The organism is Franconibacter sp. IITDAS19 (assembly GCF_023079515.1).
Taxonomy (GTDB): Bacteria; Pseudomonadota; Gammaproteobacteria; order Enterobacterales; family Enterobacteriaceae; genus Franconibacter; species Franconibacter pulveris.
In genome coordinates, this window is record NZ_JALJCP010000001.1 from 196,970 (window position 1) to 218,432 (window position 21,463).

General features: G+C 56.9%; 24 protein-coding genes and 1 pseudogene. 19 read left to right on the forward strand and 6 right to left on the reverse strand.

Annotated elements, in window-relative coordinates; all coding sequences use genetic code 11:
* Positions 1–34: 34 nt before the first annotated feature.
* Entirely contained in the window at positions 35–1,192 is a 1,158-nt protein-coding gene (ampH, locus tag MT962_RS01070) for a D-alanyl-D-alanine-carboxypeptidase/endopeptidase AmpH (RefSeq protein ID WP_247364202.1), read from the reverse strand.
* 206 nt (positions 1,193–1,398) lie between these two features.
* Between ampH and MT962_RS01075 the strand changes: the two genes are divergently transcribed.
* The 3 genes from MT962_RS01075 (at position 1,399) to MT962_RS01085 (ending at position 4,561) form a co-directional block, all read left to right on the forward strand.
* On the forward strand, positions 1,399–1,953 hold the full coding sequence (locus tag MT962_RS01075) for an isochorismatase family protein (protein WP_247364204.1): 555 nt from the start codon (positions 1,399–1,401) through the stop codon (positions 1,951–1,953).
* 153 nt (positions 1,954–2,106) lie between these two features.
* The gene (gene sbmA / locus MT962_RS01080) at positions 2,107–3,324 is read left to right on the forward strand and encodes a peptide antibiotic transporter SbmA (RefSeq protein ID WP_024561065.1); all 1,218 of its coding nucleotides are present in this window, start codon (positions 2,107–2,109) and stop codon (positions 3,322–3,324) included.
* A 136-nt stretch (positions 3,325–3,460) separates the two neighbouring features.
* Positions 3,461–4,561, forward strand: a complete 1,101-nt coding sequence (locus tag MT962_RS01085) for a DUF1615 domain-containing protein (protein WP_024561064.1) — start codon at positions 3,461–3,463, stop codon at positions 4,559–4,561.
* On the opposite strand, the gene MT962_RS01090 is transcribed toward MT962_RS01085, so the two are convergent.
* Complete coding sequence (locus MT962_RS01090; protein ID WP_024555673.1) at positions 4,558–4,863, reverse strand: DUF2755 family protein; 306 nt, start codon at positions 4,861–4,863, stop codon at positions 4,558–4,560. The two genes, MT962_RS01085 and MT962_RS01090, sit on opposite strands and share 4 nt — an antisense overlap.
* A gap of 267 nt (positions 4,864–5,130) precedes the next feature.
* Here MT962_RS01090 and MT962_RS01095 point away from each other — a divergent pair, with 267 nt between their 5' ends.
* Entirely contained in the window at positions 5,131–5,352 is a 222-nt protein-coding gene (locus tag MT962_RS01095; RefSeq protein ID WP_024561063.1) for a DUF2754 family protein, read from the forward strand.
* 3 nt (positions 5,353–5,355) lie between these two features.
* Here MT962_RS01095 and ddlA read toward each other — a convergent pair whose 3' ends face one another.
* Entirely contained in the window at positions 5,356–6,456 is a 1,101-nt protein-coding gene (gene ddlA, locus MT962_RS01100; RefSeq protein WP_024555675.1) for a D-alanine--D-alanine ligase, read from the reverse strand.
* A gap of 132 nt (positions 6,457–6,588) precedes the next feature.
* Between ddlA and MT962_RS01105 the strand changes: the two genes are divergently transcribed.
* From MT962_RS01105 to MT962_RS01140, 8 genes and pseudogenes are all read left to right on the forward strand, one after another.
* Positions 6,589–7,287, forward strand: a complete 699-nt coding sequence (locus tag MT962_RS01105; protein WP_048887272.1) for an extensin family protein — start codon at positions 6,589–6,591, stop codon at positions 7,285–7,287.
* Between the two features lie 165 nt (positions 7,288–7,452).
* On the forward strand, positions 7,453–8,673 hold the full coding sequence (locus MT962_RS01110) for a multidrug efflux MFS transporter (protein WP_247364205.1): 1,221 nt from the start codon (positions 7,453–7,455) through the stop codon (positions 8,671–8,673).
* Positions 8,674–8,903: 230 nt separating this feature from the next.
* Complete coding sequence (gene iraP, locus MT962_RS01115; RefSeq protein WP_024555678.1) at positions 8,904–9,164, forward strand: anti-adapter protein IraP; 261 nt, start codon at positions 8,904–8,906, stop codon at positions 9,162–9,164.
* 178 nt (positions 9,165–9,342) lie between these two features.
* Positions 9,343–9,649: pseudogene (locus MT962_RS01120) on the forward strand (alkaline phosphatase); the annotation flags it as partial.
* A gap of 191 nt (positions 9,650–9,840) precedes the next feature.
* The gene (locus MT962_RS01125) at positions 9,841–10,155 is read left to right on the forward strand and encodes a PsiF family protein (RefSeq protein WP_247364209.1); all 315 of its coding nucleotides are present in this window, start codon (positions 9,841–9,843) and stop codon (positions 10,153–10,155) included.
* A gap of 103 nt (positions 10,156–10,258) precedes the next feature.
* Positions 10,259–11,359: a diguanylate cyclase AdrA gene (gene adrA / locus MT962_RS01130; protein WP_024555681.1), complete on the forward strand. Its 1,101-nt coding sequence runs from the start codon at positions 10,259–10,261 to the stop codon at positions 11,357–11,359.
* Positions 11,360–11,483: 124 nt separating this feature from the next.
* A complete protein-coding gene (locus tag MT962_RS01135) occupies positions 11,484–13,019 on the forward strand; it encodes an FAD-dependent oxidoreductase (RefSeq protein ID WP_247364211.1) in 1,536 nt (511 codons plus the stop codon).
* Between the two features lie 365 nt (positions 13,020–13,384).
* Positions 13,385–14,803, forward strand: coding sequence for a sugar porter family MFS transporter (locus tag MT962_RS01140; protein ID WP_024555683.1), 1,419 nt, complete (start codon positions 13,385–13,387; stop codon positions 14,801–14,803).
* A 27-nt stretch (positions 14,804–14,830) separates the two neighbouring features.
* Here the strand turns inward: MT962_RS01140 and proC are convergent, their stop codons facing one another.
* A complete protein-coding gene (gene proC / locus MT962_RS01145) occupies positions 14,831–15,640 on the reverse strand; it encodes a pyrroline-5-carboxylate reductase (protein WP_024555684.1) in 810 nt (269 codons plus the stop codon).
* Between the two features lie 112 nt (positions 15,641–15,752).
* Here proC and MT962_RS01150 point away from each other — a divergent pair, with 112 nt between their 5' ends.
* The 3 genes from MT962_RS01150 to MT962_RS01160 are packed head-to-tail and all read left to right on the forward strand — an operon-like array spanning position 15,753 to position 17,179.
* A complete protein-coding gene (locus tag MT962_RS01150; protein WP_024555685.1) occupies positions 15,753–16,265 on the forward strand; it encodes a hypothetical protein in 513 nt (170 codons plus the stop codon).
* 9 nt (positions 16,266–16,274) lie between these two features.
* Positions 16,275–16,730, forward strand: a complete 456-nt coding sequence (locus MT962_RS01155) for a YetF domain-containing protein (protein WP_048887269.1) — start codon at positions 16,275–16,277, stop codon at positions 16,728–16,730.
* Entirely contained in the window at positions 16,730–17,179 is a 450-nt protein-coding gene (locus tag MT962_RS01160) for a YaiI/YqxD family protein (RefSeq protein ID WP_024560709.1), read from the forward strand. Before MT962_RS01155 ends, MT962_RS01160 begins: the two co-directional genes overlap by 1 nt.
* Before the next feature lie 3 nt (positions 17,180–17,182).
* On the opposite strand, the gene MT962_RS01165 is transcribed toward MT962_RS01160, so the two are convergent.
* Positions 17,183–17,956, reverse strand: coding sequence for a DUF2076 domain-containing protein (locus tag MT962_RS01165; protein ID WP_247364214.1), 774 nt, complete (start codon positions 17,954–17,956; stop codon positions 17,183–17,185).
* A 352-nt stretch (positions 17,957–18,308) separates the two neighbouring features.
* On the opposite strand from MT962_RS01165, the gene aroL reads away from it, so the two are divergent.
* From aroL to ppnP, 4 genes are all read left to right on the forward strand, one after another.
* A complete protein-coding gene (aroL, locus tag MT962_RS01170) occupies positions 18,309–18,833 on the forward strand; it encodes a shikimate kinase AroL (RefSeq protein WP_024555689.1) in 525 nt (174 codons plus the stop codon).
* 51 nt (positions 18,834–18,884) lie between these two features.
* Positions 18,885–19,076: a YaiA family protein gene (locus MT962_RS01175; RefSeq protein WP_024555690.1), complete on the forward strand. Its 192-nt coding sequence runs from the start codon at positions 18,885–18,887 to the stop codon at positions 19,074–19,076.
* A 275-nt stretch (positions 19,077–19,351) separates the two neighbouring features.
* Positions 19,352–20,029 (forward strand): AroM family protein, encoded by a 678-nt coding sequence (locus tag MT962_RS01180; protein ID WP_024555691.1) that lies wholly within the window; start codon positions 19,352–19,354, stop codon positions 20,027–20,029.
* A gap of 80 nt (positions 20,030–20,109) precedes the next feature.
* Positions 20,110–20,394: a pyrimidine/purine nucleoside phosphorylase gene (gene ppnP / locus MT962_RS01185; RefSeq protein WP_024555692.1), complete on the forward strand. Its 285-nt coding sequence runs from the start codon at positions 20,110–20,112 to the stop codon at positions 20,392–20,394.
* 64 nt (positions 20,395–20,458) lie between these two features.
* On the opposite strand, the gene rdgC is transcribed toward ppnP, so the two are convergent.
* Entirely contained in the window at positions 20,459–21,370 is a 912-nt protein-coding gene (rdgC, locus tag MT962_RS01190; RefSeq protein WP_125454194.1) for a recombination-associated protein RdgC, read from the reverse strand.
* Positions 21,371–21,463 lie beyond the last annotated feature (93 nt).

Here is a 21,463-nt window from a genome sequence, read left to right on the forward strand (position 1 = left end):
CGGCGCAGGCTGACACCCCGCGCCGTAGAGGCATTCAGGAGGCGGGCGTTGGCAAAGGCCTGTTGCCGCTCAGTTCCGTAACCAGATCGTTAACGCCGTCGCTCATGTTCACGAAACGGGTTAAGGGCGAACGGGTCACCACCACGAAAACGCCGATATTATTTTGCGGCACCATCGCCATATAGGTAATAAAGCCGCCGCCGCCGCCGGTTTTTTGAATAATGCCAGGGCGGCCCGCTTTCGGCGCCATGTAGACCCAGCCCAGCCCCAGCGCGTCGGCCCGGCCCGGCACATCCATGCCGACCACGCGGGTGAACTGCGCGCGCTGGTAAATCAGCGTCTGCATCCGGTCCGCCTGCGCGCCGCGTGAATGGAAGTCGGAGGCGAGGAACTGCTGCATCCAGCGCATCATGTCGTCAGGCGTGGAGTACACGCCGCCGCTGCCGATGGCCGCCAGCGTGTTGTTGCAGGGGCTGGCCCCTTTTTCCGCCACCATCAGGCGCTTGCACTGGTCGGGCGACGGGGTGAAGGTGGTGTCTTTCATGCCGAGCGGGCGGGTTATCTGCTCTTCAAAAAGCTGGGGATACGGTTTGCCCGCCGCCCGCGAAAGCGCATCCGCCAGCAGATCAAACGCCAGGTTGGAATAAGAGACGATAGAGCCTGGCGCCGCCTTCAGGCTCGCCTGGCTAATCCAGTTCCAGCGCTGCTCTTTGGTCGGCCAGACAAACACCGGGCGGTGCGCCGCGCCGCCGGGCTGCTCGCGGGGCAGGGCGCTGGTGTGAGTGGCGAGGTTCACAAGCGTAATCGGCTTGCCCTGATAAGTGGGCACGCGCGCGCCGGCAGGCGCATATTTGCTGAGCGGATCGTTAAGCTGCACCACGCCCTGGTCGAGCAGCTTTACCAGCATTTCGCTGGTCATCAGTTTGGTCAGGGAAGCAATACGGATGACCGAATCGAGTTGCGGGCGCACATTATTGCCGGGGCGGGTTTCGCCGAAGCTGCGAAAGACGCGCTGGTTGCCATCGATAACCACCATCGCCATGCCGGTGGCGCCGCTGCCATAAAAAATATGATTGGCATAACGGTCAACGATTTCGGAAGCAAATACCGGGTCAGGCGAGGCGGGGGCAGCCTGGGCCGCAGGCAACACCGCAGCGCTCAGCGCAGCGAGAAAAAGCAAGCAACGTTTCAACGGACGGATCCATACAGTTATTAAGGGGTAAAGGCTATTTATACTACTCTGCGCCGTTGTGCAAAGGGCCGATTAGCGACATAAAACGCGAAAAAGCGTAACGATGAGTAACCACAGCACTTTTTCTTTTCTCCCCTCATACTCTTTTTCACCGTTACGTTGCGCCAGGCTACAATCTTCCCTTTTAATTCATTGTGGAGCCTCTCATGCCAACCCGACGTGTCGTTATGGTTGTTGATATGCAAAACGGCGTCTTCGCCACGCCGCGGCTTAACCGCGAAGCGTGCGCGGCGCGCATCAATGCGCTGACGCAGGCGGCTGACGCCGTTATCTTTATTCAGCATGCCGACGAGGAAGCGTTGCCGGAAGGGAGCGAGGCGTTCGCGCTGCTGGCGGAGCTTAACCAGCCTGAAGGGGCGTTTTACGTGACGAAAAGCGCCTGCGACGCGTTTTATAATACGTCGCTCGATGCGCTGCTGCGCGAGCAAAGCATCGATGAGTTTGTGATTTGCGGCTGCGCGACAGATTACTGCGTGGACGCCACCATCAAAAACGGCGTCAGCCGGGGTTATCGCATTACCATTGCAGAAGACGCCCATACCACCGCCGACCGTCCGGCAGCGCCAGCGGACGTGCTTATCCGTCACTACAACGATGTCTGGCGCTCGTTCATTGCGCCGGCTAATCCGCCGCAGGTGCTTCCCACCCAAACTATCCTTGACGCGTGGCGGACGAACTCACCTTTTCCCGTTTTGTCTTAACAGGCGCAGCGCGGTCTGGCGCCTTTTATTTTTAGCAACAACATTCACCGCGCCTTACGGACGGTTTTAGGTAAGCTAACGCCCTCCGTGGTTAAAAACGGCGAAGATGAAGCGCAGCAACGCGATAACAATCAGAAGTGCAGGAGTGAAGTGATGTTTAAATCTTTTTTCCCCCGGCCGACCGCCTTCTTTGTGTCGGCCTTTATTTGGGCGATGCTTGCCGTCATTTTCTGGCAGGCGGGCGGCGGCGACTGGCTGCTGCGTCTTGCTGGCGCTGAAAAAGAGGTCCCCATCAGCGCGGCGCGCTTCTGGTCGGTGAATTATCTGGTCTTTTACGCGTACTACGCGCTTTGCGTAGGGGTTTTTGCGCTCTTCTGGATGCTCTACAGCCCGCACCGCTGGCAGCACTGGTCGATTCTTGGCTCGGCGCTGATTATTTTCGTGACCTGGTTTCTGGTGGAAGTGGGCGTGGCGGTCAACGCCTGGTATGCGCCGTTCTACGATCTCATCCAGACGGCGTTAAGCGCGCCCCATAAGGTTAAGATCGAGCAGTTTTACCATGAGGTTGGCGTGTTCCTCGGCATCGCGCTGATTGCCGTGGTGGTCGGCGTGTTGAATAACTTTTTCATCAGCCATTACGTGTTTCGCTGGCGCACGGCGATGAACGAATATTACATGGCGCACTGGCAGCGCTTGCGTCACATTGAAGGGGCCGCGCAGCGCGTGCAGGAAGACACCATGCGCTTCGCCACCACGCTTGAAGATATGGGCGTGAGCTTTATCAGCGCGGTGATGACGCTTATCGCTTTCTTGCCGGTGCTGGTAGCGCTGTCGCCTCACGTGCAGGAGTTGCCGATTATCGGGCATATCCCTTACGGTCTGGTGATTGCGGCGATTGTCTGGTCGTTGCTCGGTACGGGGCTGCTGGCGGTCGTGGGCATTAAGCTGCCGGGGCTGGAGTTTAAAAACCAGCGCGTGGAAGCCGCTTACCGTAAAGAGCTGGTCTACGGCGAAGATGACCCGACCCGCGCCAGCCCGCCAACCGTGAGCGAGCTGTTCGCCAACGTGCGCCGCAACTACTTCCGCCTCTATTTCCACTACATGTATTTCAACATCGCCCGCATTTTGTATCTGCAGGTGGATAACGTGTTTGGCCTGTTCCTGCTTTTCCCGTCTATTGTTTCGGGCGCTATCACGCTTGGCCTGATGCAGCAGATCAACAACGTCTTCGGCCAGGTGCGCGGCGCGTTCCAGTATCTGATTAGCTCCTGGACGACGCTTGTGGAGCTGATGTCCATCTATAAGCGTTTGCGCAGCTTCGAGCGCGAGCTGGATAACGAGCCGCTCAACGAGCCGCAGCAGGCGCTGTAACCTCAACGCTCCTTCGGGAGCGTTTTTTTATGCCGTTACGCCAGCCGATTCCGATTCTCCGCTTTTTGCGAAAATGTTACGCTCGGGCGGACTTTTAAAACGAAACAGGAACGGTATGGAAAACGCGCTTCCCCCGATAGCCCGCCCGTCGCGGCGTGCCCTCACGCTTGGCCTGGCCGCTTTTTTCACGCTGGCGGGCTGTACCAGTCAAAAAAGCGAACCAACGGCGGAAAAGGTTAAGCCGCTGGATGTGAAGAGCGTGGTGAAACAGAAAATGCCGGCAAGCGTGAAAGACCGCGACGGCTGGGCGAAAGATATCGCCACCGCTTTTGAAAGCCAGAAGCTGCCCGCTACCGAAGAGAACATCTGCTCCGTGCTGGCCGTGGCGGAACAGGAGGCGAACTATCAGGCGGACCCGACGGTGCCCGGCCTCAACAACATCGCCTGGAAGGAGATTGAGCGCCGCGCCGGGAAGCTGCATATTCCGGCTTTCGTGGTGCGCACGGCGCTGCTGATTAAATCCCCCAACGGCAAAAGCTACAGCGAGCGGCTCGATAAGGTGAAAACGGAAAAGCAGCTGAGCGCCATTTTTGACGATTTTATCGGCATGGTGCCGCTCGGCCAGACCCTGTTTGGCAATCTTAACCCGGTGCATACCGGCGGGCCGATGCAGGTAAGCATCGCTTTCGCCGAGCAGCATGAGCGCGGCTACCCATACAAAATGGAGGGCACGGTGCGCCAGGAGGTGTTTACCCGGCGCGGCGGCCTCTGGTTTGGCACCTATCATCTGCTTAACTATCCGGCGAACTACACGCAGCCGCTTTACCGCTTTGCGGACTTTAACGCGGGCTGGTACGCCAGCCGTAACGCCGCTTTCCAGAACGCGGTCAGCAAGGCGAGCGGCGTGAAGCTGGCGCTCGACGGCGATTTGATTCGCTATAACAGCGACGAGCCGGGCAGTACGGAACTGGCGGTACGCAAGCTCGCCGGCAAAATCGGCATGAGCGACAGCGCCATTCACCGCGCGCTCAGCAAAGGCGACAGCCTGGATTTCGAAGAGACCGATCTTTACCAGAAGGTGTATAAGCTGGCTGAACAAAAGGCAGGCAAAAAATTGCCGAGGGAGATGCTGCCCGGCATTCAGCTGGAAAGCCCGAAAATTACCCGCAATTTAACCACCGCCTGGTTTGCTAAACGCGTGGACGATCGCCGGGCCCGCTGTATGAAGAAGGGTTAGAAAAAGCGCTGGCGCAGGCGCAGATAAAGCGCAAAGGCGCCAGCCATAACACAACCCAGCAGGAAGGGAACCACGCCAAACAGCGTGCTCACCGCAAGCCCCATCTCAATGCGGGGGCGGCCGTTCTCCTGCATCTGCATCAGATGGTCAAACACGCCTGGCGCATGAACCAGCAGGTTCAGAATCTGTGCGCCTACCCAGAAGCAGAACAACACAAACACGGCATAAGCGATATTGCCAGGCAGGGTTGTTTCGCGTTTTTTCCTGGCGAAGCCAGGTTTCGACAACATAATCTCTGCCATACAGACCTCCAGGGGTATACCTGCACGCTGGCGTTATGCCAGCTGACTAGAGGTGAGTTTGACAGGAGTTAACAAATGTCAATATCGGATTTCTGGTAATTTCAGGGGTGGATTACTCCTGGATGTCAGTTTTATGTCGATTCTCACATTTACGTAACTTTATTAATCAACAGGTAACATTTCAGATTTTCCCCATCCGCCGCGATCCGGGCCACAGACAGCCTGAAAAGGATATGCGATGATGGCTTTTTTTCCTCCGGAGCCGCAATGAACCTGCCTGTGAAAATCCGCCGCGACTGGCATTATTATGCTTTCGCGATCGGGCTTATTTTTATCCTCAATGGAATTATCGGTTTGCTGGGCGTTGAGACAAAAGGCTGGCAAAACTACGCCGTCGGGCTGGTGACCTGGGTGATTGGCTTCTGGCTGGCGGGGCTGATTATTCGCCGGCGTCCGGAAGAAGAGAAACCGGACGCGGCAAAAGAATAACCGTTAGCGGGTGATGGCGCTTTTCAGCGCGCTGTCGGCGCGGTGGCGCTCCAGCGCCAGCTCGATCAGGCGCGTGATCAGCGCCTGGTAGCTAAGGCCGCTCGCCTGCCACAGCTTGGGATACATGCTGATATTGGTAAAGCCTGGCAGCGTGTTAATTTCATTAATAATAACGTCGTTATCCGCCGTCAGAAAGACATCGACGCGCGCCATGCCGCAGCACTCCAGCGCCTGATAAGCGCGGATAGCGATGGCGCGGATCGTATCGTTAATATCCGGCGTGATGGCTGCGGGCACCACCACCTGCGCGCCTTTGTCATCAAGGTATTTGGTGTCGTAAGAATAGAACTCGTCGTTGACGACCACTTCGCCGCAGGTGCTCGCTTGCGGCTCGTCGTTACCGAGCACCGCGCATTCGATTTCACGTCCTTTAATGCCCTGTTCCACCACCACTTTATGGTCGAATTCAAAGGCCAGCGCCACCGCCTGGTGAAACTGCGCTTCGCTGGTCACTTTGCTTACGCCGACGGAGGAGCCTTGATTCGCGGGCTTTACAAACAGCGGCAGGCCGAAGGTTTGCTCAAGTTCGCTAAAGCTCACGCGGTTGCGGCTGGCGCGGGTGAGCGTAACGAAAGGCGCCACGTTTAAGCCCGCGTCGCGCAGCAGCCGCTTGGCGACATCTTTATCCATGCTGACCGCCGAGCCGAGCACGCCGGAGCCGACGAACGGCAGGTTGGCCATGCGCAGCATGCCCTGCAGGGAGCCATCTTCGCCAAGCGTGCCGTGCACGATGGGGAAAATCACGTCTACCTGATCCAGCGCCTGACGGCTGTTCGCCTCAATTAACTGCGCTTCGGTCTGGCCTGGCACCAGCGCGACGGTTTTCTCTGAGCGATGAAGCGCGATGCGCGCCGGGTCGTTGGCGTTCAGCAGGTAGCCGGACGCCTCGTTGACGTGCCACTGGCCCTGTTTATCAATTCCCAGCAGTACAACCTCAAACTTCTCTTTATCAATGGCGTCGACGATATTTTTCGCCGACTGGAGCGACACTTCATGCTCCGCCGATTTTCCGCCAAAGACGATGCCCACGCGCAGTTTTGCCATCACACAATCCATCCTGAATGCTTACGAAAGCTGACAACATAGCACGCGATAAGGCGCGTTTCATGCGCTTCCTGCGGTACGCTGGAAAGCGACGGCTATACTCAGGATTCAGGTCAGAAAAAGGGAGAGCGCATGGCGAAAGCGGGAGGTGTGGTGGCGGGAGTCGGGGTAGCGGCGCTTATCGCGTACAGCTTGTATAACTGGCTTCCCGCCTGGTACAACCCCTTTGCGCCGCTCTCGCCCGATGACCCGCCCACCATGGTGACTCGCTATAAGCTGCGCCAGATGGCAAACGAGCCGCAGGCCTGCCTTGCCATCCTCAGGCAGGCGAGCGACAAGGGCATGATTAGCTTTCGCGAGCAAAATAATGTAGCGGGAAAATGTCCGCTCGACGCGCCGGTGCGCGTCACCCAATTTGGCGACGTGCGGCTCAGCAGTTCGTTTCTTGCCAGCTGTCCGCTGGCGCTAAGCAGCGCCATGTATGTCCAGCAGCGCGCAAAGCCCGTTGCCGCTTCCATTATGAAGAGCGAGCTGACGCGCATCGATCATTTAGGCAGCTATGCCTGCCGCAATATCTACAACCGCCCCGGCGCGCGGTTAAGTGAGCACGCGACGGCGGACGCGCTGGATATCAGCGGCTTTCGTTTCGCCAATGGCCAGCACATCACCGTGCTGAAAGGGTGGAACGAGCAAAACGCGCGAGGAGAAACGCTGCGCGCGCTGTTCGACCAGAGCTGTCCGTTCTTCGGCAATTCGCTGGGGCCGGACTATAACGCCGCCCATGCCAACCATTTTCATCTGGGCATGCGGGGGTTCGGCATCTGCCGTTAAAGAGGAAAGTGCGGCAGTGACGGCGGCTTATGTGATAAATATCACAAATAACTCGCTCTGAAAGATAAAATCCTGAAATGAATCAGAGCGCAAGGGATGCCACGCGCCGGAAGCGGGCGGCTGGTATGGTGGGCTTATTCATTTAATTCTTTTTGTCGCGGGCGTATGGAATCCTGGAAGGTCAATATTATCTCGGTCTGGTTCGGCTGCTTTTTCACCGGCCTCGCCATCAGTCAAATCCTCCCGTTTCTGCCGCTCTATGTTGCCCAGTTGGGTGTGACCTCTCATGAAGCCCTGTCGATGTGGTCGGGCTTAACCTTCAGCGTCACGTTTCTGGTTTCGGCGATTGTCTCTCCCATGTGGGGCAGCCTGGCCGACCGCAAAGGCCGCAAGCTAATGCTGCTGCGCGCTTCCCTCGGCATGGCGATAGCGATTCTGTTGCAGGCGTTCGCCACCAACGTCTGGCAGCTCTTTTTCCTGCGGGCCATTATGGGGCTGACCTCGGGTTATATTCCCAACGCCATGGCGCTGGTGGCTTCGCAAGTGCCGCGCGAGCGCAGCGGTTGGGCGCTCAGCACCCTCTCCACGGCGCAAATCAGCGGCGTGATTTGCGGCCCGCTGATGGGCGGTTTTCTGGCGGACCATCTTGGTCTGCGCACCGTCTTTTCGGTGACCGCGCTTCTGCTGATGATAAGTTTCCTGGTGACGCTGCTGCTGATAAAAGAAGGCGTGCGTCCTGCAGGCAGCAAAGCCCAGCGCCTTTCCGGCAAGGCGGTCTTCGCCTCGCTGCCTTATCCGGGGCTGGTTATCAGTCTCTTTATTACCACCATGGTTATCCAGCTTTGCAACGGCTCCATCAGCCCGATACTGGCGCTGTTTATTAAGGCGCTTTCGCCGCAGAGCGACAATATCGCTTTTCTGAGCGGTATGATCGCCGCCGTGCCGGGCGTCTCGGCGCTGCTTTCCGCCCCGCGTCTTGGCAAGCTTGGCGACCGCATCGGCACCGCCCGGGTGTTGATGGCGACGCTTATCTTCGCCGTCGCGCTCTTTTTCGCCATGTCCTTTGTCACCTCGCCAACCCAGCTCGCCGTGCTGCGCTTTCTGCTCGGCTTCGCCGACGGCGCCATGCTGCCTGCGGTGCAGACGCTGCTGGTGAAGTATTCAAGCGACCAGGTAACAGGACGCATTTTTGGATACAACCAGTCGTTTATGTATCTGGGCAACGTGCTGGGGCCGCTGATGGGGGCGGGCATTTCGGCGATGGCGGGCTATCGCTGGGTTTTTATCGCCACCGCGCTGGTGGTGCTGGTGAATGTGGTTCAGTTAGCCTGTGCGCTGCGCCAGCAGCAGTTAAGCGCCTTGCAGCGAAAGCAGGACTTAACTTAATGAAATGTATTGCATTAATCTTTACTTAATAACAATAAGAAAAAAGAAGGGTTTTTTCTGCATATCTGTGCCAGGAATTTAAGTTAAATAACAAAAACGTTTCGCTGTTGCTTGCTTTTTGTTCTGAACCACACTTCCATTAAATTAATATAAAAATTGGTTCATTTTTACTTTGCAACTTTGAAACGGGGTGATAACTTCCCCCCGGTATTAACTAAGGGAATTGGGTTATGAAAAATCTTATTGCCGAATTGCTGGTAAAGCTTGCACAAAAAGAGGAAGAGTCAAAAGAGCTGGTGGCCCAGGTCGAGGCACTGGAAATTATCGTGACTGCCATGCTGCGCCGGATGGAGCAGAAAGAGCAGGAAGCGCTGATTCAGGGCATTGAGGGAGCCTTGCAGGAAGCAACCCCGCCGAGCGAAGTTCCACATCGCGATACTGAATTACTCAACCAATATGTAAAAAAGCTTTTACGGCACCCCAGAAGCTAGTCTGTTAACGGCATCATGGTTCGTCATGATGCCGTCATAATTTGATTCTATCGTCGCGCTGTTGTTATTTCTTTTTTATCTTTTAAAGGTCGAAAATAGGGTGAAAAAGTGCGCGATAGCAATTGCCTTAATATCATCGTTGAGTTGTGTTGTGGCCAGTGTCGCGCATGCAAACCGTCCGGGCTCGATAATCGGGCGGCGCGAGGTGATATTACTCAGCCAGCCGGCGCGCGCCGTCTGACGAGCGATAAAACTGAAGCGTTGGCGCCTCATTAAATAATCGGCCGGCAAAAAAGTATTCTGTGAATTGACGATGGTATCGATGATTCGGAAATAACGGCAGCGCGCAATGACGCCGAGGGTGCCGGCGGCTTTTTTAAAGGTATTGCCGCGCTGCCGCTGACCGACCAGTACACCCGCTATCTCCTTGATAAGAAAACCATAAACTTGGTTTCATTACTGGCGCCGCCGCTTGCGCCGCGGCGTGAAAATTGACAACATCCCGCACGCGGCCGCTGTAGCGTGCATAACCGATCAAGCCCGCTCTTGTGCATCAGGAACCCCCCCGGCCTGTAATAAAAAATGCTACCGGGCAGACATTCCTGACGCTGGCGGGTGGTTTTCCTCCGCTCTCCTGACCAGGCTTAAAGTGCGGCTATCGCTTGCAGGAGAAACAATGAAAACCACGCTGCTTACCGCGCTGGTGATGGGGATGCTCTCTCCAGCGCCGACCTGGAGCGCCGAGCGCGGCGCTCTGCTTCCGCCATCGCGCACCGTCTGCAATCAGCAGGCTACCGCCGCGCAAATCACCGGCGACGCCCGCAAGGTTTATATTCGCAACTGCCTGCAAAATCGCCAGAGCGCGCCTCGCGATAAAAGCCTTACGCCGCGTGAGCAGCAAATGAAAAAATGCAGCGCGCAGACGCAGATGCTGGATGGCGACGAACGCCGCCGCGCGGCAGGCGACTGTATGGCGCAATCTGGCTGGTAGTTCATATGGGTGAGTGGCTAAAACCGCTCACCCGAAATTTCATACTCGGGCCGTTTGCCGCCTCCTTATACTTTGGGAAATGTTGCGAAACCGTCCCGAAAAAATGAATCAACAACAAATATTTAGTCGATGGACCTCCTGGCAGGCCCGCCAACAGGCTCGCTTTACGGATGACTATCTGCGCTCCGGGCAACGCTTCGCACGCCGCATCTGGCTGCCGCGCACGGTAGGCCACGGCATCAGCTTTCTTTTTCTCGCCCCCATTTTGCTCACCCAGCCGCTCTCCGCGTGGTGGTGGCTGGTGCTGTCGATTTACGCGTTTATCTGGCCGCATGTCGCCTGGCTGCTGGCGGACCGCGCCGCGAACCCGATGGCCGCCGAACAGCGTAACCTGACGTTCGATTCAGTGATGGGCGGCGTCTGGATCGGCGCAATTGGGCTCAACGCGCTGCCCTCCATACTTATTCTGATGATGGTCAACATGAATAATATGGGGGCAGGGGGCGTAAAGCTGTTTCTGGTCGGTCTGTTGCTACAAGCGGCGGCCTGCTTTACGACGATTGCGATAATTAACCTGCCGGTGGATATCACCACCACGCCCCTTGAGATGTGGGTTTGCCTGCCCGCGCTGCTTATTTACCCGGTTTTCTTTGGCTTTGTGACCTACCGCACCGCCATCAACCTGGCTGAACGCAAGCGTCGGCTTCAGCTTCTCAGTACCCGCGACGGCATGACCGGCGTCTATAACCGACGCCACTGGGAGCATCTGCTGCATAACGAGTTCGACAACTGCCGACGCTATCAGCGCATTTCCACGCTGTTGTTAATCGATCTCGACCACTTCAAGACGATTAACGATACCTACGGGCATGATGTCGGCGATGAAGCGATTCTTGCCATCACGCAGCATTTACAGCTCACGCTACGCACCACCGACGTTATCGGCCGCTTTGGCGGCGACGAATTTGCGGTGTTTATGACAGGCACGTCGGTGCAGAGCGCCATCGCCGCCATGCACCGGGTGCATGAACATCTTGATGACTATCGCTTTGACTCCGCGCCGGATCTGCGGGTGCGCATAAGCGTAGGCGTGGCGCCGCTCACGCCGCAAATGACCCACTACCGCGAATGGCTGAAAGCGGCGGATAACGCCCTTTACAAAGCCAAAAAAGCGGGCCGCAACCGCACTGAAGTGGCCGCCTGATCCTCCTCGTTTGCCGACCCCGCCATCTCTGCCAGGCTTAAAAGAGCGCTGCAACATAACCGACTCTCGCGACGCGGCGGATAAGCCGCGTCGACGCACAATAACAATCAGGAGGTGCATTGCGATGAATTATCAGTATGTGGCGAGCATGAATGAATTACCGGAAAGCCAGCCGCAGAAAGCGGAAGTGGGCGAAAGCGAGGTGGTGCTAATCCGCACTGGTGAGACGGTGCGCGCATTTCAGAGCAAATGTCCGCATGCGGGGGCGCCGCTGGAAAAAGGCGCGGTCTGCGAAGGGCATCTGGTCTGCCCATGGCATAAAGCGGTGTTTGACATCAGCAACGGTGCATGGCGCGAGCCGTTAGCGCTCTCCAGCCTGCGTCAGTATCCGGTGCGCGTGGAAGAGGGCAAGGTCTACGTGAGCCCGAAGGCGATGTCGCCCGCCTCACGCCCGCAAATTCGCGGCGATGGCTCGCAAACCTTCGTTATCCTCGGCGTCGGGGCGGCGGGCAGCGCGGCGGCCATTACGCTGCGTGATGAAGGCTTCAGCGGCAAATTAATTCTTATCGACCGGGAGCGCGAAGCGCCCTACGACCGCACCGCGCTCAGTAAATTCGTTCCTTCCGGCAAAATGAAAATCAGCGAGGTGCCGCACCCGCTGGATGAAAATTTCTGGCAGCAGCCCGGCGTGGAGGTTATTCGTGAAGAGGTCGAATCCCTTGACCCTTCGCTTCGCGAGCTGCGTCTTGCCAGCGGAGAAACCCTGGCTTTCGACAAACTGTTGCTGGCGACCGGCGGCGCGCCGCAGCGCCCTGCGTTGCCCGGCAACCAGCTAAAAGGCGTTCATGTGCTGCGCAGCATCGGGCAGGCTGAACGCCTGCTCAGGGAGGTCAATAGCGAGCAGCGGTTAGTGATTATCGGCAACAGCTTTATCGCTCTCGAACTCGCCTCAGCGCTGCGCAATCAGGATATCGACGTAACGGTAATCGCACGCCATCCGCAGCCGTTTGAGAAGCAGTTTGGCGAAGAGGTGGCGCGAGGATTTCGCCAGCTGCACGAACAAAACGGCGTGCGTTTTGTCATTGGCGAGCCGCAGGCGCTGGAAGGCGACGACCACGTTCACCGCGTGACGCTCAAAGATGGCCGCCATGTTGCGGCTGAAGTGGTCGTTTTCGCTACCGGTATCCAACCGGTTACGGGTTTTACGCATACGCTGGCGCAGGAAGAGGACGGCAGCCTGCGCACCAACGATCGGCTCGAAGCCAGCGCCGGCATCTGGGCGGTGGGCGACATCGCCAGCTATCCGGCGCCGGAAGGCGTGCGGCGCGTTGAGCACTGGCGCGTGGCGCAGCAGCAGGGGCGTATCGCCGCCCGCAATATGCTGGACAAAAATGAGGTGTTCGACCGTGCGCCTTTTTTCTGGACCACCCATTACGGCACTCGCTATGAATATCTCGGCCACACGAAGAACTGGGATAATTTTAAATTTATCGGCTCCTTTGCAGAGAAAAAATTTATCGCCCTTTACGGTGAAGCTGGCGTGCTGAAAGCCGTGTTCAGCTGCGGCTATTACACCGGCACGGCGGCGCTGTTGCTGCGAATGCAGCAGCCGTTAACCCTGGAAGAAGCGCAGGAGATTATTTTATCGGCGCAGGGGTAATCACCGCAGAGCGTTTTATGCAGCCAGAACAACCGGGGCGTTTATTTAGCGCCCCGGTTTTTTTATGGACATATCAGGCGCGCCGTGGCTTTTCCGTAACGACTCCCCATTGCATAATCGTCCATGCCGCTTATTCGCAGGAAAGTGACAAACGGAACGGTTAATTGTGCAGCAATCACATTTTATGGTGATTAATTGAGCAATAAGGTGACGTCACTCGCCCTTTTATTTTGATGGTTGCGTCACAAAACAGAGGTGTGCAGCATATTTATCCATATCTGCGCCGCTTTAACGCCTGACTCTCTTTGCAGGATTCTTCTACCGTTATCGTGTTGGCAACGTGCCTCTCAACGGGAGAAGTAAAGATGTCCTCGGTAAGTGATGTCACGCCTGGATTAACCGCGCACGAGCGTAAAGTGCGCCGCATGAATCTCTTTGTTTCCGTGTCCGCCGCCGTCGCCGGGTTATTGTTCGGCCTTGATATCGGCGTTATTTCCGGAGCTTTGCCTTTTATTACTCACCATTTCTCCCTGAGCAGCCGGGCGCAGGAGTGGGTGGTGAGCAGCATGATGCTAGGCGCTGCGCTTGGTGCGCTTTTTAACGGCTGGCTCTCCTCGCGGCTGGGACGAAAATATAGCCTGCTGGCGGGGGCAATCTTATTTATTCTCGGCTCGCTGGGCTCTGCTTTCGCCACTTCGCTTGAGATGTTACTGATTTTCCGCGTGGTGCTGGGCGTGGCGGTGGGTATCGCCTCTTATACCGCGCCGCTCTACCTCTCTGAAATGGCCTCGGAGAACGTCCGCGGCAAGATGATAAGTCTCTATCAGCTGATGGTGACGCTTGGGATCCTGCTCGCCTTTTTATCCGACACGGCGCTGAGCTACAGCGGCAACTGGCGAGCCATGCTCGGCGTGCTGGCGTTGCCCGCCATCGCGCTGCTGATTATGGTGATTTTCTTGCCCAACAGCCCGCGCTGGCTGGCGGCGAAGGGGATGCATATCGAAGCGGAAGAGGTGCTGCGCATGCTGCGCGACACGTCCGAGAAAGCGCGTCAGGAGCTTAACGATATTCGTGAGAGCCTGAAGGTGAAGCAGGGCGGCTGGTCATTATTCAAAGCCAACCGCAACGTGCGCCGCGCCGTTTTTCTCGGCATGCTGCTGCAGGCGATGCAGCAGTTCACCGGCATGAACATCATCATGTATTACGCGCCGAAAATTTTTGAGATGGCCGGGTTCGCCAGCACTGAACAGCAGATGATAGCCACGGTGGTCGTGGGGCTGACCTTTATGCTCGCCACGTTTATTGCGGTGTTTACCGTGGATAAAGCCGGGCGCAAACCGGCGCTGAAGATAGGCTTTAGCGTCATGGCCATCGGCACGCTGGTGCTGGGCTACTGCCTGATGCAGGTCAATGGCGGCGACGTCTCGCGCGGCATCTCCTGGCTTTCTGTCGGCATGACCATGATGTGCATCGCCGGTTATGCCATGAGCGCCGCGCCGGTGGTCTGGATCCTGTGCTCTGAAATCCAGCCGCTGAAATGCCGCGACTTTGGCGTCACCTGTTCAACCACCACCAACTGGGTGTCGAACATGGTTATCGGCGCGACCTTCCTGACGCTGATTGATAACGTCGGCGCGGCGGGCACCTTCTGGATCTATACGCTGCTGAATGTCGCCTTTATCGGCGTCACCTTCTGGCTTATTCCGGAGACCAAAAACGTCACGCTGGAACATATCGAGAAAAACCTGATGGCGGGCAAAAAGCTTCGCGACATCGGACGATAAAAAAAGGCCCCTGCGGGGGCCTTTTTCTTACCCTTTGCTGAGCTTTTCCGACTTCGCCATGCAAGCCTGCATCGCTTCAATCACGGCGGAACGCAAACCGCGCTCCTCCAGCACCCGTACCGCCTCGATAGTCGTGCCGGCAGGGGAGCAGACCATATCTTTCAGTTCGCCCGGGTGTTTACCGGTTTCCAGCACCATTTTCGCCGAACCCATCACCGCCTGGGCTGCAAATTTATAAGCCTGCGCGCGCGGCATGCCGCCCAGCACGGCGGCATCGGCCATCGCTTCGATAAACATAAAGACATACGCCGGGGCCGAGCCGCTAACACCCACAACCGGGTGAATCAGGTATTCGGCCACCACTTCCGCTTCGCCGAAGCTTCTGAAAATAGCCAGCACGGCGTCGATATCGTCCGCCGTCGCCAGCGCGTTGGGGGTGATGGAGGTCATGCCCGCCTGCACCAGCGACGGTGTATTCGGCATCGTGCGGATGATTTTTCGGTCGTGGCCCAACGCCGTGGCGAGCTGATCCAGCGTAACGCCCGCGGCGATAGAGACCACCAGCGACTCTTTATTGAAGCTGGAAGCGATGTCGCTCAACACTTTCACGGTAATGTTCGGCTTCACTGCGCTAAAAACGATATCGGCGGTTTGCGCCACTTCCTGCGCGCTCCCGGCGCCGTTGATGCCATACTCCTCCTGAAGCTCAGCGACATTTTCCGGCGTCGGCGTATATACCCAAATCTGGTCCGCCCGCGCCTGGCCGCTGGCGAGCAGCCCGCCCAGGATAGCCTTGCCCATATTGCCGCAACCGATAAACCCTATTTTCTTTTCCACAGCTTCACTCCGTTTCTGTCGCGTAAGTAGTCAGAAGGGGTATAGCTTAACGCGCTTTCGGGCGATTCGTTAAGGCTTCGGCTAGGCTTAAATGAAAAACCAGGAGGCTGATATGGATAAGACAACGGATGAATACCGCAGTCGTCACTATCCGATTCAGGAAGATATGCGCGCCCAGCGAGTGGAGTGGGTACTGCAGCGTAGCGGCAACTGGCTGCTTTATGTCATTGTGGTTATCGCCTTGCTTGGCGGCTTCTCCGACGGCTGGCTGAGCGAAACGTCAAAGGCGAACGCGCAGGGGACGCTGACGGTGGAATATCAACGTTTTTTGCGCTCAGAGAGCGATGAGCCTTTCACGCTGCGTATTAAAGGCGAGCCTGATAAACCGGTAACCGTGCGGCTTGCCGGCGACTTCATGGATAAGTTTGTTATCCAGACGCTGCGCCCGCAGCCGCTGGTCACGCACTCCTCAACGCATGAAATCTCGCTGACCTTTCCTGCCACCAAAACGGGAGAACACGCCGTCTGGTTGATGACCCAGCCGCAAACGGCAGGGCTTTTCACCTCGCAGATCGCGCTTGAAGGCGCTGACGCCGTCACGCTGAAACAGTGGGTTTATCCCTAGGAGAGAAAAATGGAAAGCGTACTTCGCGCTGCGGGAATGTACGTGCTGCTGCTGATTGTGTTGAAAATAGCCGGGCGGCGCACGCTGCTGGAGATGAATTCCTTTGATTTCGTGCTGCTACTGATTATCAGCGAGGCAACGCAGCAGGCGCTGCTGGGCAACGATTTCTCTTTGACCGGCGCGGCGATTACCATCATCACCCTGATCGTGCTCGATATTCTCTTTAGCTACCTGAAAAATACGATCCCGCGTCTTGATCTTATTATTGACGGCTCGCCGCTGATACTGGTGGAAAACGGCAAGCTGCTGGAGAAGCGAATGCGGCGCTCGGGGATTTCCGAAGAGGATATTTTAAGCTCGGCACGCACTAGCCAGGGCATTGAGCGGCTGGATCAGATAAAATTCGCCATTCTTGAGAAAAACGGCAAAATTGCCGTTATTCCCGCCGAAAAACAGGAGTCGTAATGCCAGTCTGGGTGGATGCCGACGCGTGTCCGAATGTTATTAAAGAGGTGCTGTTCCGCGCAGCGGAGCGCACGCAAACCCCCGTCACGCTGGTGGCGAACCAGAATATCCGGGTGCCGCCATCGCGGTTTATACGCGCTATGCGCGTGCCGGCGGGCTTCGACGTAGCGGATAACGAGATTGTGCGGTTATGCGAGCGGGGCGATCTGGTGATTACCGCGGATATCCCGCTGGCGGCGGAAGTGCTGGCGAAAGGCGCGGCGGCGCTTAACCCGCGCGGCGAGCTTTATAGCGAAGCGACCATTAAAGAGCGCCTCACGATGCGTGATTTTATGGATACGCTGCGCTCAAGCGGCATTCAGACCGGCGGGCCTGACAGCCTGAGCCAGCGCGACCGGCAGCGTTTTGCCGCCGAGCTCGATAAGTGGCTCAGCGGCAAAAAAGGTTAAGGCTTAAACCCAGCTGTCGTCGTCGCCGCCGAAGTCGTCACCGCCAAAATCATCGCCGCTGAAGTCATTGTTGATATCTTCACTGGCGTAATAGTCGTTGGTGTCGTCTTGCTGCAGCCCGGCGTCCTGGTTCAGCAGCTGGCTGTCATCGGCCTGGTTGTAATCCTCCACCGCGTTAACCGCGCTGTTATCAGCCGGTTGCGCCGGTTCATTGATAATATTCACAATCTCTTCCGGCTGGTGATGGCTGAACATGCTGGTGAGCATGTTGCCAAGCACCACGCCGCCCGCCACGCCTGCCGCCGTTTGTAGCGCGCCCGCCATAAAGCCGCCACCGCGCGGCGCGCTGTAGTTTTGCTGGGCGTAACCCTGCGCAGGGGCATTGTTATAGCTGCCCGGCGCGGCGCCCTGGTAGTTTTGCGCGCCAGGGATAGGGTCTGCGCTGCGACCCGTCTGCGCCTGCTGTTGTGGTTCGCTCGCGCGGGAACCGCCGCCAAAGAGGCCCGCCAGGAAGCCGCCGCTGCTCTGCTGCTGTTTCGCGGCGTGCTGTAGCTGCGCGACCTGCGCTTCCAGCCCCTGAATACGGCTGTTGAGCTCTTTAATCGCCGCTTCCTGAATAAGGATCGTCTGCGCCATGTAGTAGCCCGCCGCGGGCTGCTCGCGCAGGTGTTGTTCGATTAACTGCTGGGCTTGCGCGTCGCGCGGCGCGCTGTTGGCCTCAGCGGTTTTCAGTCTGGAAAAAAGTCCATCAATCAGACGTTGTTCTTCCGATTGCATGATTTACACCTCTGTCATTGAGTCATAAAACTAAGTCTGGAGAAAATTTGGCGGTTGTAAACAGCCTGATTCGTAAAGCTATTAAGAAATGTGTTACCGAAGGCTCGCCCGCAGGGGCTTGTGCCCGGCCATCTTTTTCAAGTAAGGTGGGCGCTCTCAAATGTGCCAGATAAGCTTTACAGCTGACTCCAGGTTTCAAATGAAATTAAATTGTAAATTCAGAGAGTTGAAACATAGCTGTAACTTTTATTTTACGCCTGTCTTGCGTACTAGTTTAATGATATGATGACGCACCCGTCATCATCTTTACGCTTAATCTGTCCTGGCAACAGCGACTGAGGATAATCCATCCATGACCCAACCCATTTTCCTGGTCGGCGCCCGCGGTTGCGGCAAAACCACCATTGGGAAAGCTCTGGCGAAAGCCCTGGGGTACGCCTTTGTCGATACCGATCACTGGCTGCTGGAAAGCACGCGCATGACCGTCGCAGAAATTGTAGAAAGCGAAGGGTGGCCGGGATTCCGCGCGCGTGAAACGCAGGCGCTTAAGTCGGTCACCGCGCCTTCCACGCTCGTCGCGACCGGCGGCGGCATGGTCCTCGCGGCGGAAAACCGTCAGTTTATGCGCGAGAAAGGTGCGGTTATCTATCTCCAGGTGGAGCCGGAAGAGCTGGCGCGTCGTCTGGAGGCGTTTCCGGAAGAGGGGCAGCGTCCTACGCTCACCGGCAAACCGGTTTCGCAAGAGATAAGCGAAGTGCTCGCCGACCGTGAGCCGCTTTACCGTCAGGCCGCCCATCATGTGATTAACGCAGCCCGGTCCCCGGAGCAGGTTGTCGCGGCAATCCTCGCGGCATTGCGTCTGGCTCAGGCAAGCTAACCTGCGGGATTGTCTATACTTACTGCTTCTTCACCATAAAAAGGAAGCATTATGCCGACAAGACCCCCTTACCCCCGCGAATCGCGCATTGTTACCGTTGAAAAGGGCGGTACAGACAAAACCGTCACCTGGTACCAACTGCGCGCGGATCATCCGGAGCCGAATACGCTTATCAGCGAACACCCGACCGAGCAGGAAGCGCTGGACGCGCAGCGCCGCTATGAAGACCCGGATAAAACCTGACCGCCATGACAAGGGAAGTGGGTTGCATAAGCAACCCTGTCCCTGATTCTGAAAATCGTCCCCGCAGTGAATTATCACACCATTAATCCATTCGCTTCGTTAATAATCCGTTACTATTAAGTTATGCCTTGCGGTGAATGCAGCCAAAAGCCGGGAAGCGCATAAGAGGAAAACTGCTACGCTTTTTGATCTCACCTATCAATCCTGCCAGGTCAGGTAGCCTGCGTCGCAGCAAACTGTCGCAGCAAACTGGAGTTAAGAAAGGCGGAATAAGAATGAGTGCAACCTTGGCGATACTTACTGTCGGTGTGGTGCCGGTAAGTGCAGTTCTGCCGCTATTAACCGAACACATTTCTGAAGACCAGATAACCCACATCAGCCTGCTTGGGAAGATTACCCGCGAAGAGGTAATGGAGGACTACTCGCCTGACCCGGGCGATGAGGTCATGCTGACGCTGCTTAACGATAACCGCGCGGCGGAGGTTTCGCGCAATAAAGTGGAGAAGGCGCTGCAGGGCCTGGTCGAGGTGCTGGATAACCAGGGCTACGACGTTATTTTGCTGATGAGCACCTACCGCTTCAACTACCTCAAAGCACGCAATTCCATGCTGCTGGAGCCGGAGCGTATTATCCCGCCGCTGGTGGCTTCTATTGTCGACGGGCATCAGGTGGGGGTCATCATTCCGGTGCCGGAGTTGTTAAATGTGCAGGCGCAAAAGTGGCACACGCTGGAGAAAGCGCCGTTTTACGCGCTGGCGAACCCGGTATTTGGCACCGATGAAGAGCTGGTAAACGCCGGACGCGAACTTGTTGGCCGCGGCGCCGATGTGCTGGTGCTCGACTGCCTCGGCTTTTATCAAAAACACCGCGATCTACTGCAAAAAGCGCTGGATGTGCCGGTACTGCTATCAAACGTGCTGGTAGCCCGCCTGGCGGCGGAATTGCTGGTCTGAGAGGCGTTAACAATTTGCGTGACAGGCCGACGGCTTGCCCTCTATATTGTTTTTCCAACCATTTTTAAAAGGGCCAGGCCATGCTTCAGAGTAATGAGTACTTCTCCGGTAAAGTGAAATCCATCGGTTTTACCAGCAGTAGCACGGGCCGCGCCAGCGTAGGCGTGATGGAGCCGGGTGAATACACCTTCGGCACCGCGCAGCCGGAAGAGATGACGGTAATAAGCGGCGCGCTGCATGTTCTGCTGCCGGGCGAAACGGAATGGAAAACCTACGAAGCGGGCCAGTTGTTTAACGTGCCGGGCCACAGTGAGTTTCATCTGCAGGTGGCAGATACCACCACTTACCTCTGCCGCTACCTTTGATAGCCGAACCCTGTAAAAAAGCACCGTTAAACGGTGCTTTTTTCTTTGTGGCGCAACACGAGGATTAGCGCTGCGCTTCGCCGCCCAACCCTTCCACCAGGTTCTGGATAAGCGCCGACAGTTCGCCGGTCATTAGCGTGAAGTCGGCGTCAAAACGCGCCGCGACATCTTCCCGGTCAATATCTTCGTTCTGGTCGCGCAGCTCATCGGCGAATTTCAGCCGCTTGATTGAACCGTCGTCGGCCAGCACAAACTGGATGCGTTGCTGCCAGTCGAGCGCCAGTTTGGTGACCACTTTGCCCGTTTCGATATGCACCGCAATCTCGTCGCTTACCAGCTCCTGCTGTTTGCAGCGGATCACGCCGCCGCCTTCAAGAATCGCCTTCAGTTCGGCCTCATCCAGCAGCTGGAAGCCCTGCGCCGCGCTGCCGCTGCGCACCCATTCGGTCAGCGTCAGTTCGATAGGCGTCTCAAGCGTCAGCGGCACCACCGGCAGCGAACCCAGGCTCTTGCGCAGCAGCGCCAGCGTATCTTCCGCTTTTTTGGCGCTGGCGCAGTCCACCATAATGAGTCCGTTGACGGTATCTATCCACATCATGGTCTGGCTGAAGCGGCTGAAGGCGCGCGGCAGCAGCGAATGCAGCACTTCGTCTTTCAGCGAGTCTTTCTCGGTTTTTTTCAGCTTGCGGCCCTGGTCTGCCTCAAGCTTTGCGATTTTCGCTTCCAGCGCCTGCTTGATAACCGGCGCGGGCAACATTTTTTCTTCTTTGCGGGCGCAAATCACAATCTGTCCGTTGGCGGCGTGGGTTAATGCATCACTGTGCGAGCCCATGGGCGACACCCAGCCGGTTTTCGCCATATCCTGGCTACCGCAAGGGGTAAAGGAAAGGGGCGCTAACTGTTTCTCCATCTCATCCGCGCGAAGGGAAACGTCGCGGTTTAAACGGTATACCATTACATTTTTGAACCACAGCATAATCTTTTCCACGGCCTGCTTATTAAACGCAGCGGGCATGATAGCGAATCGGGGGTTCCGTTTCATTGCCTTTCCGGGGCGCGCCTTCTACTC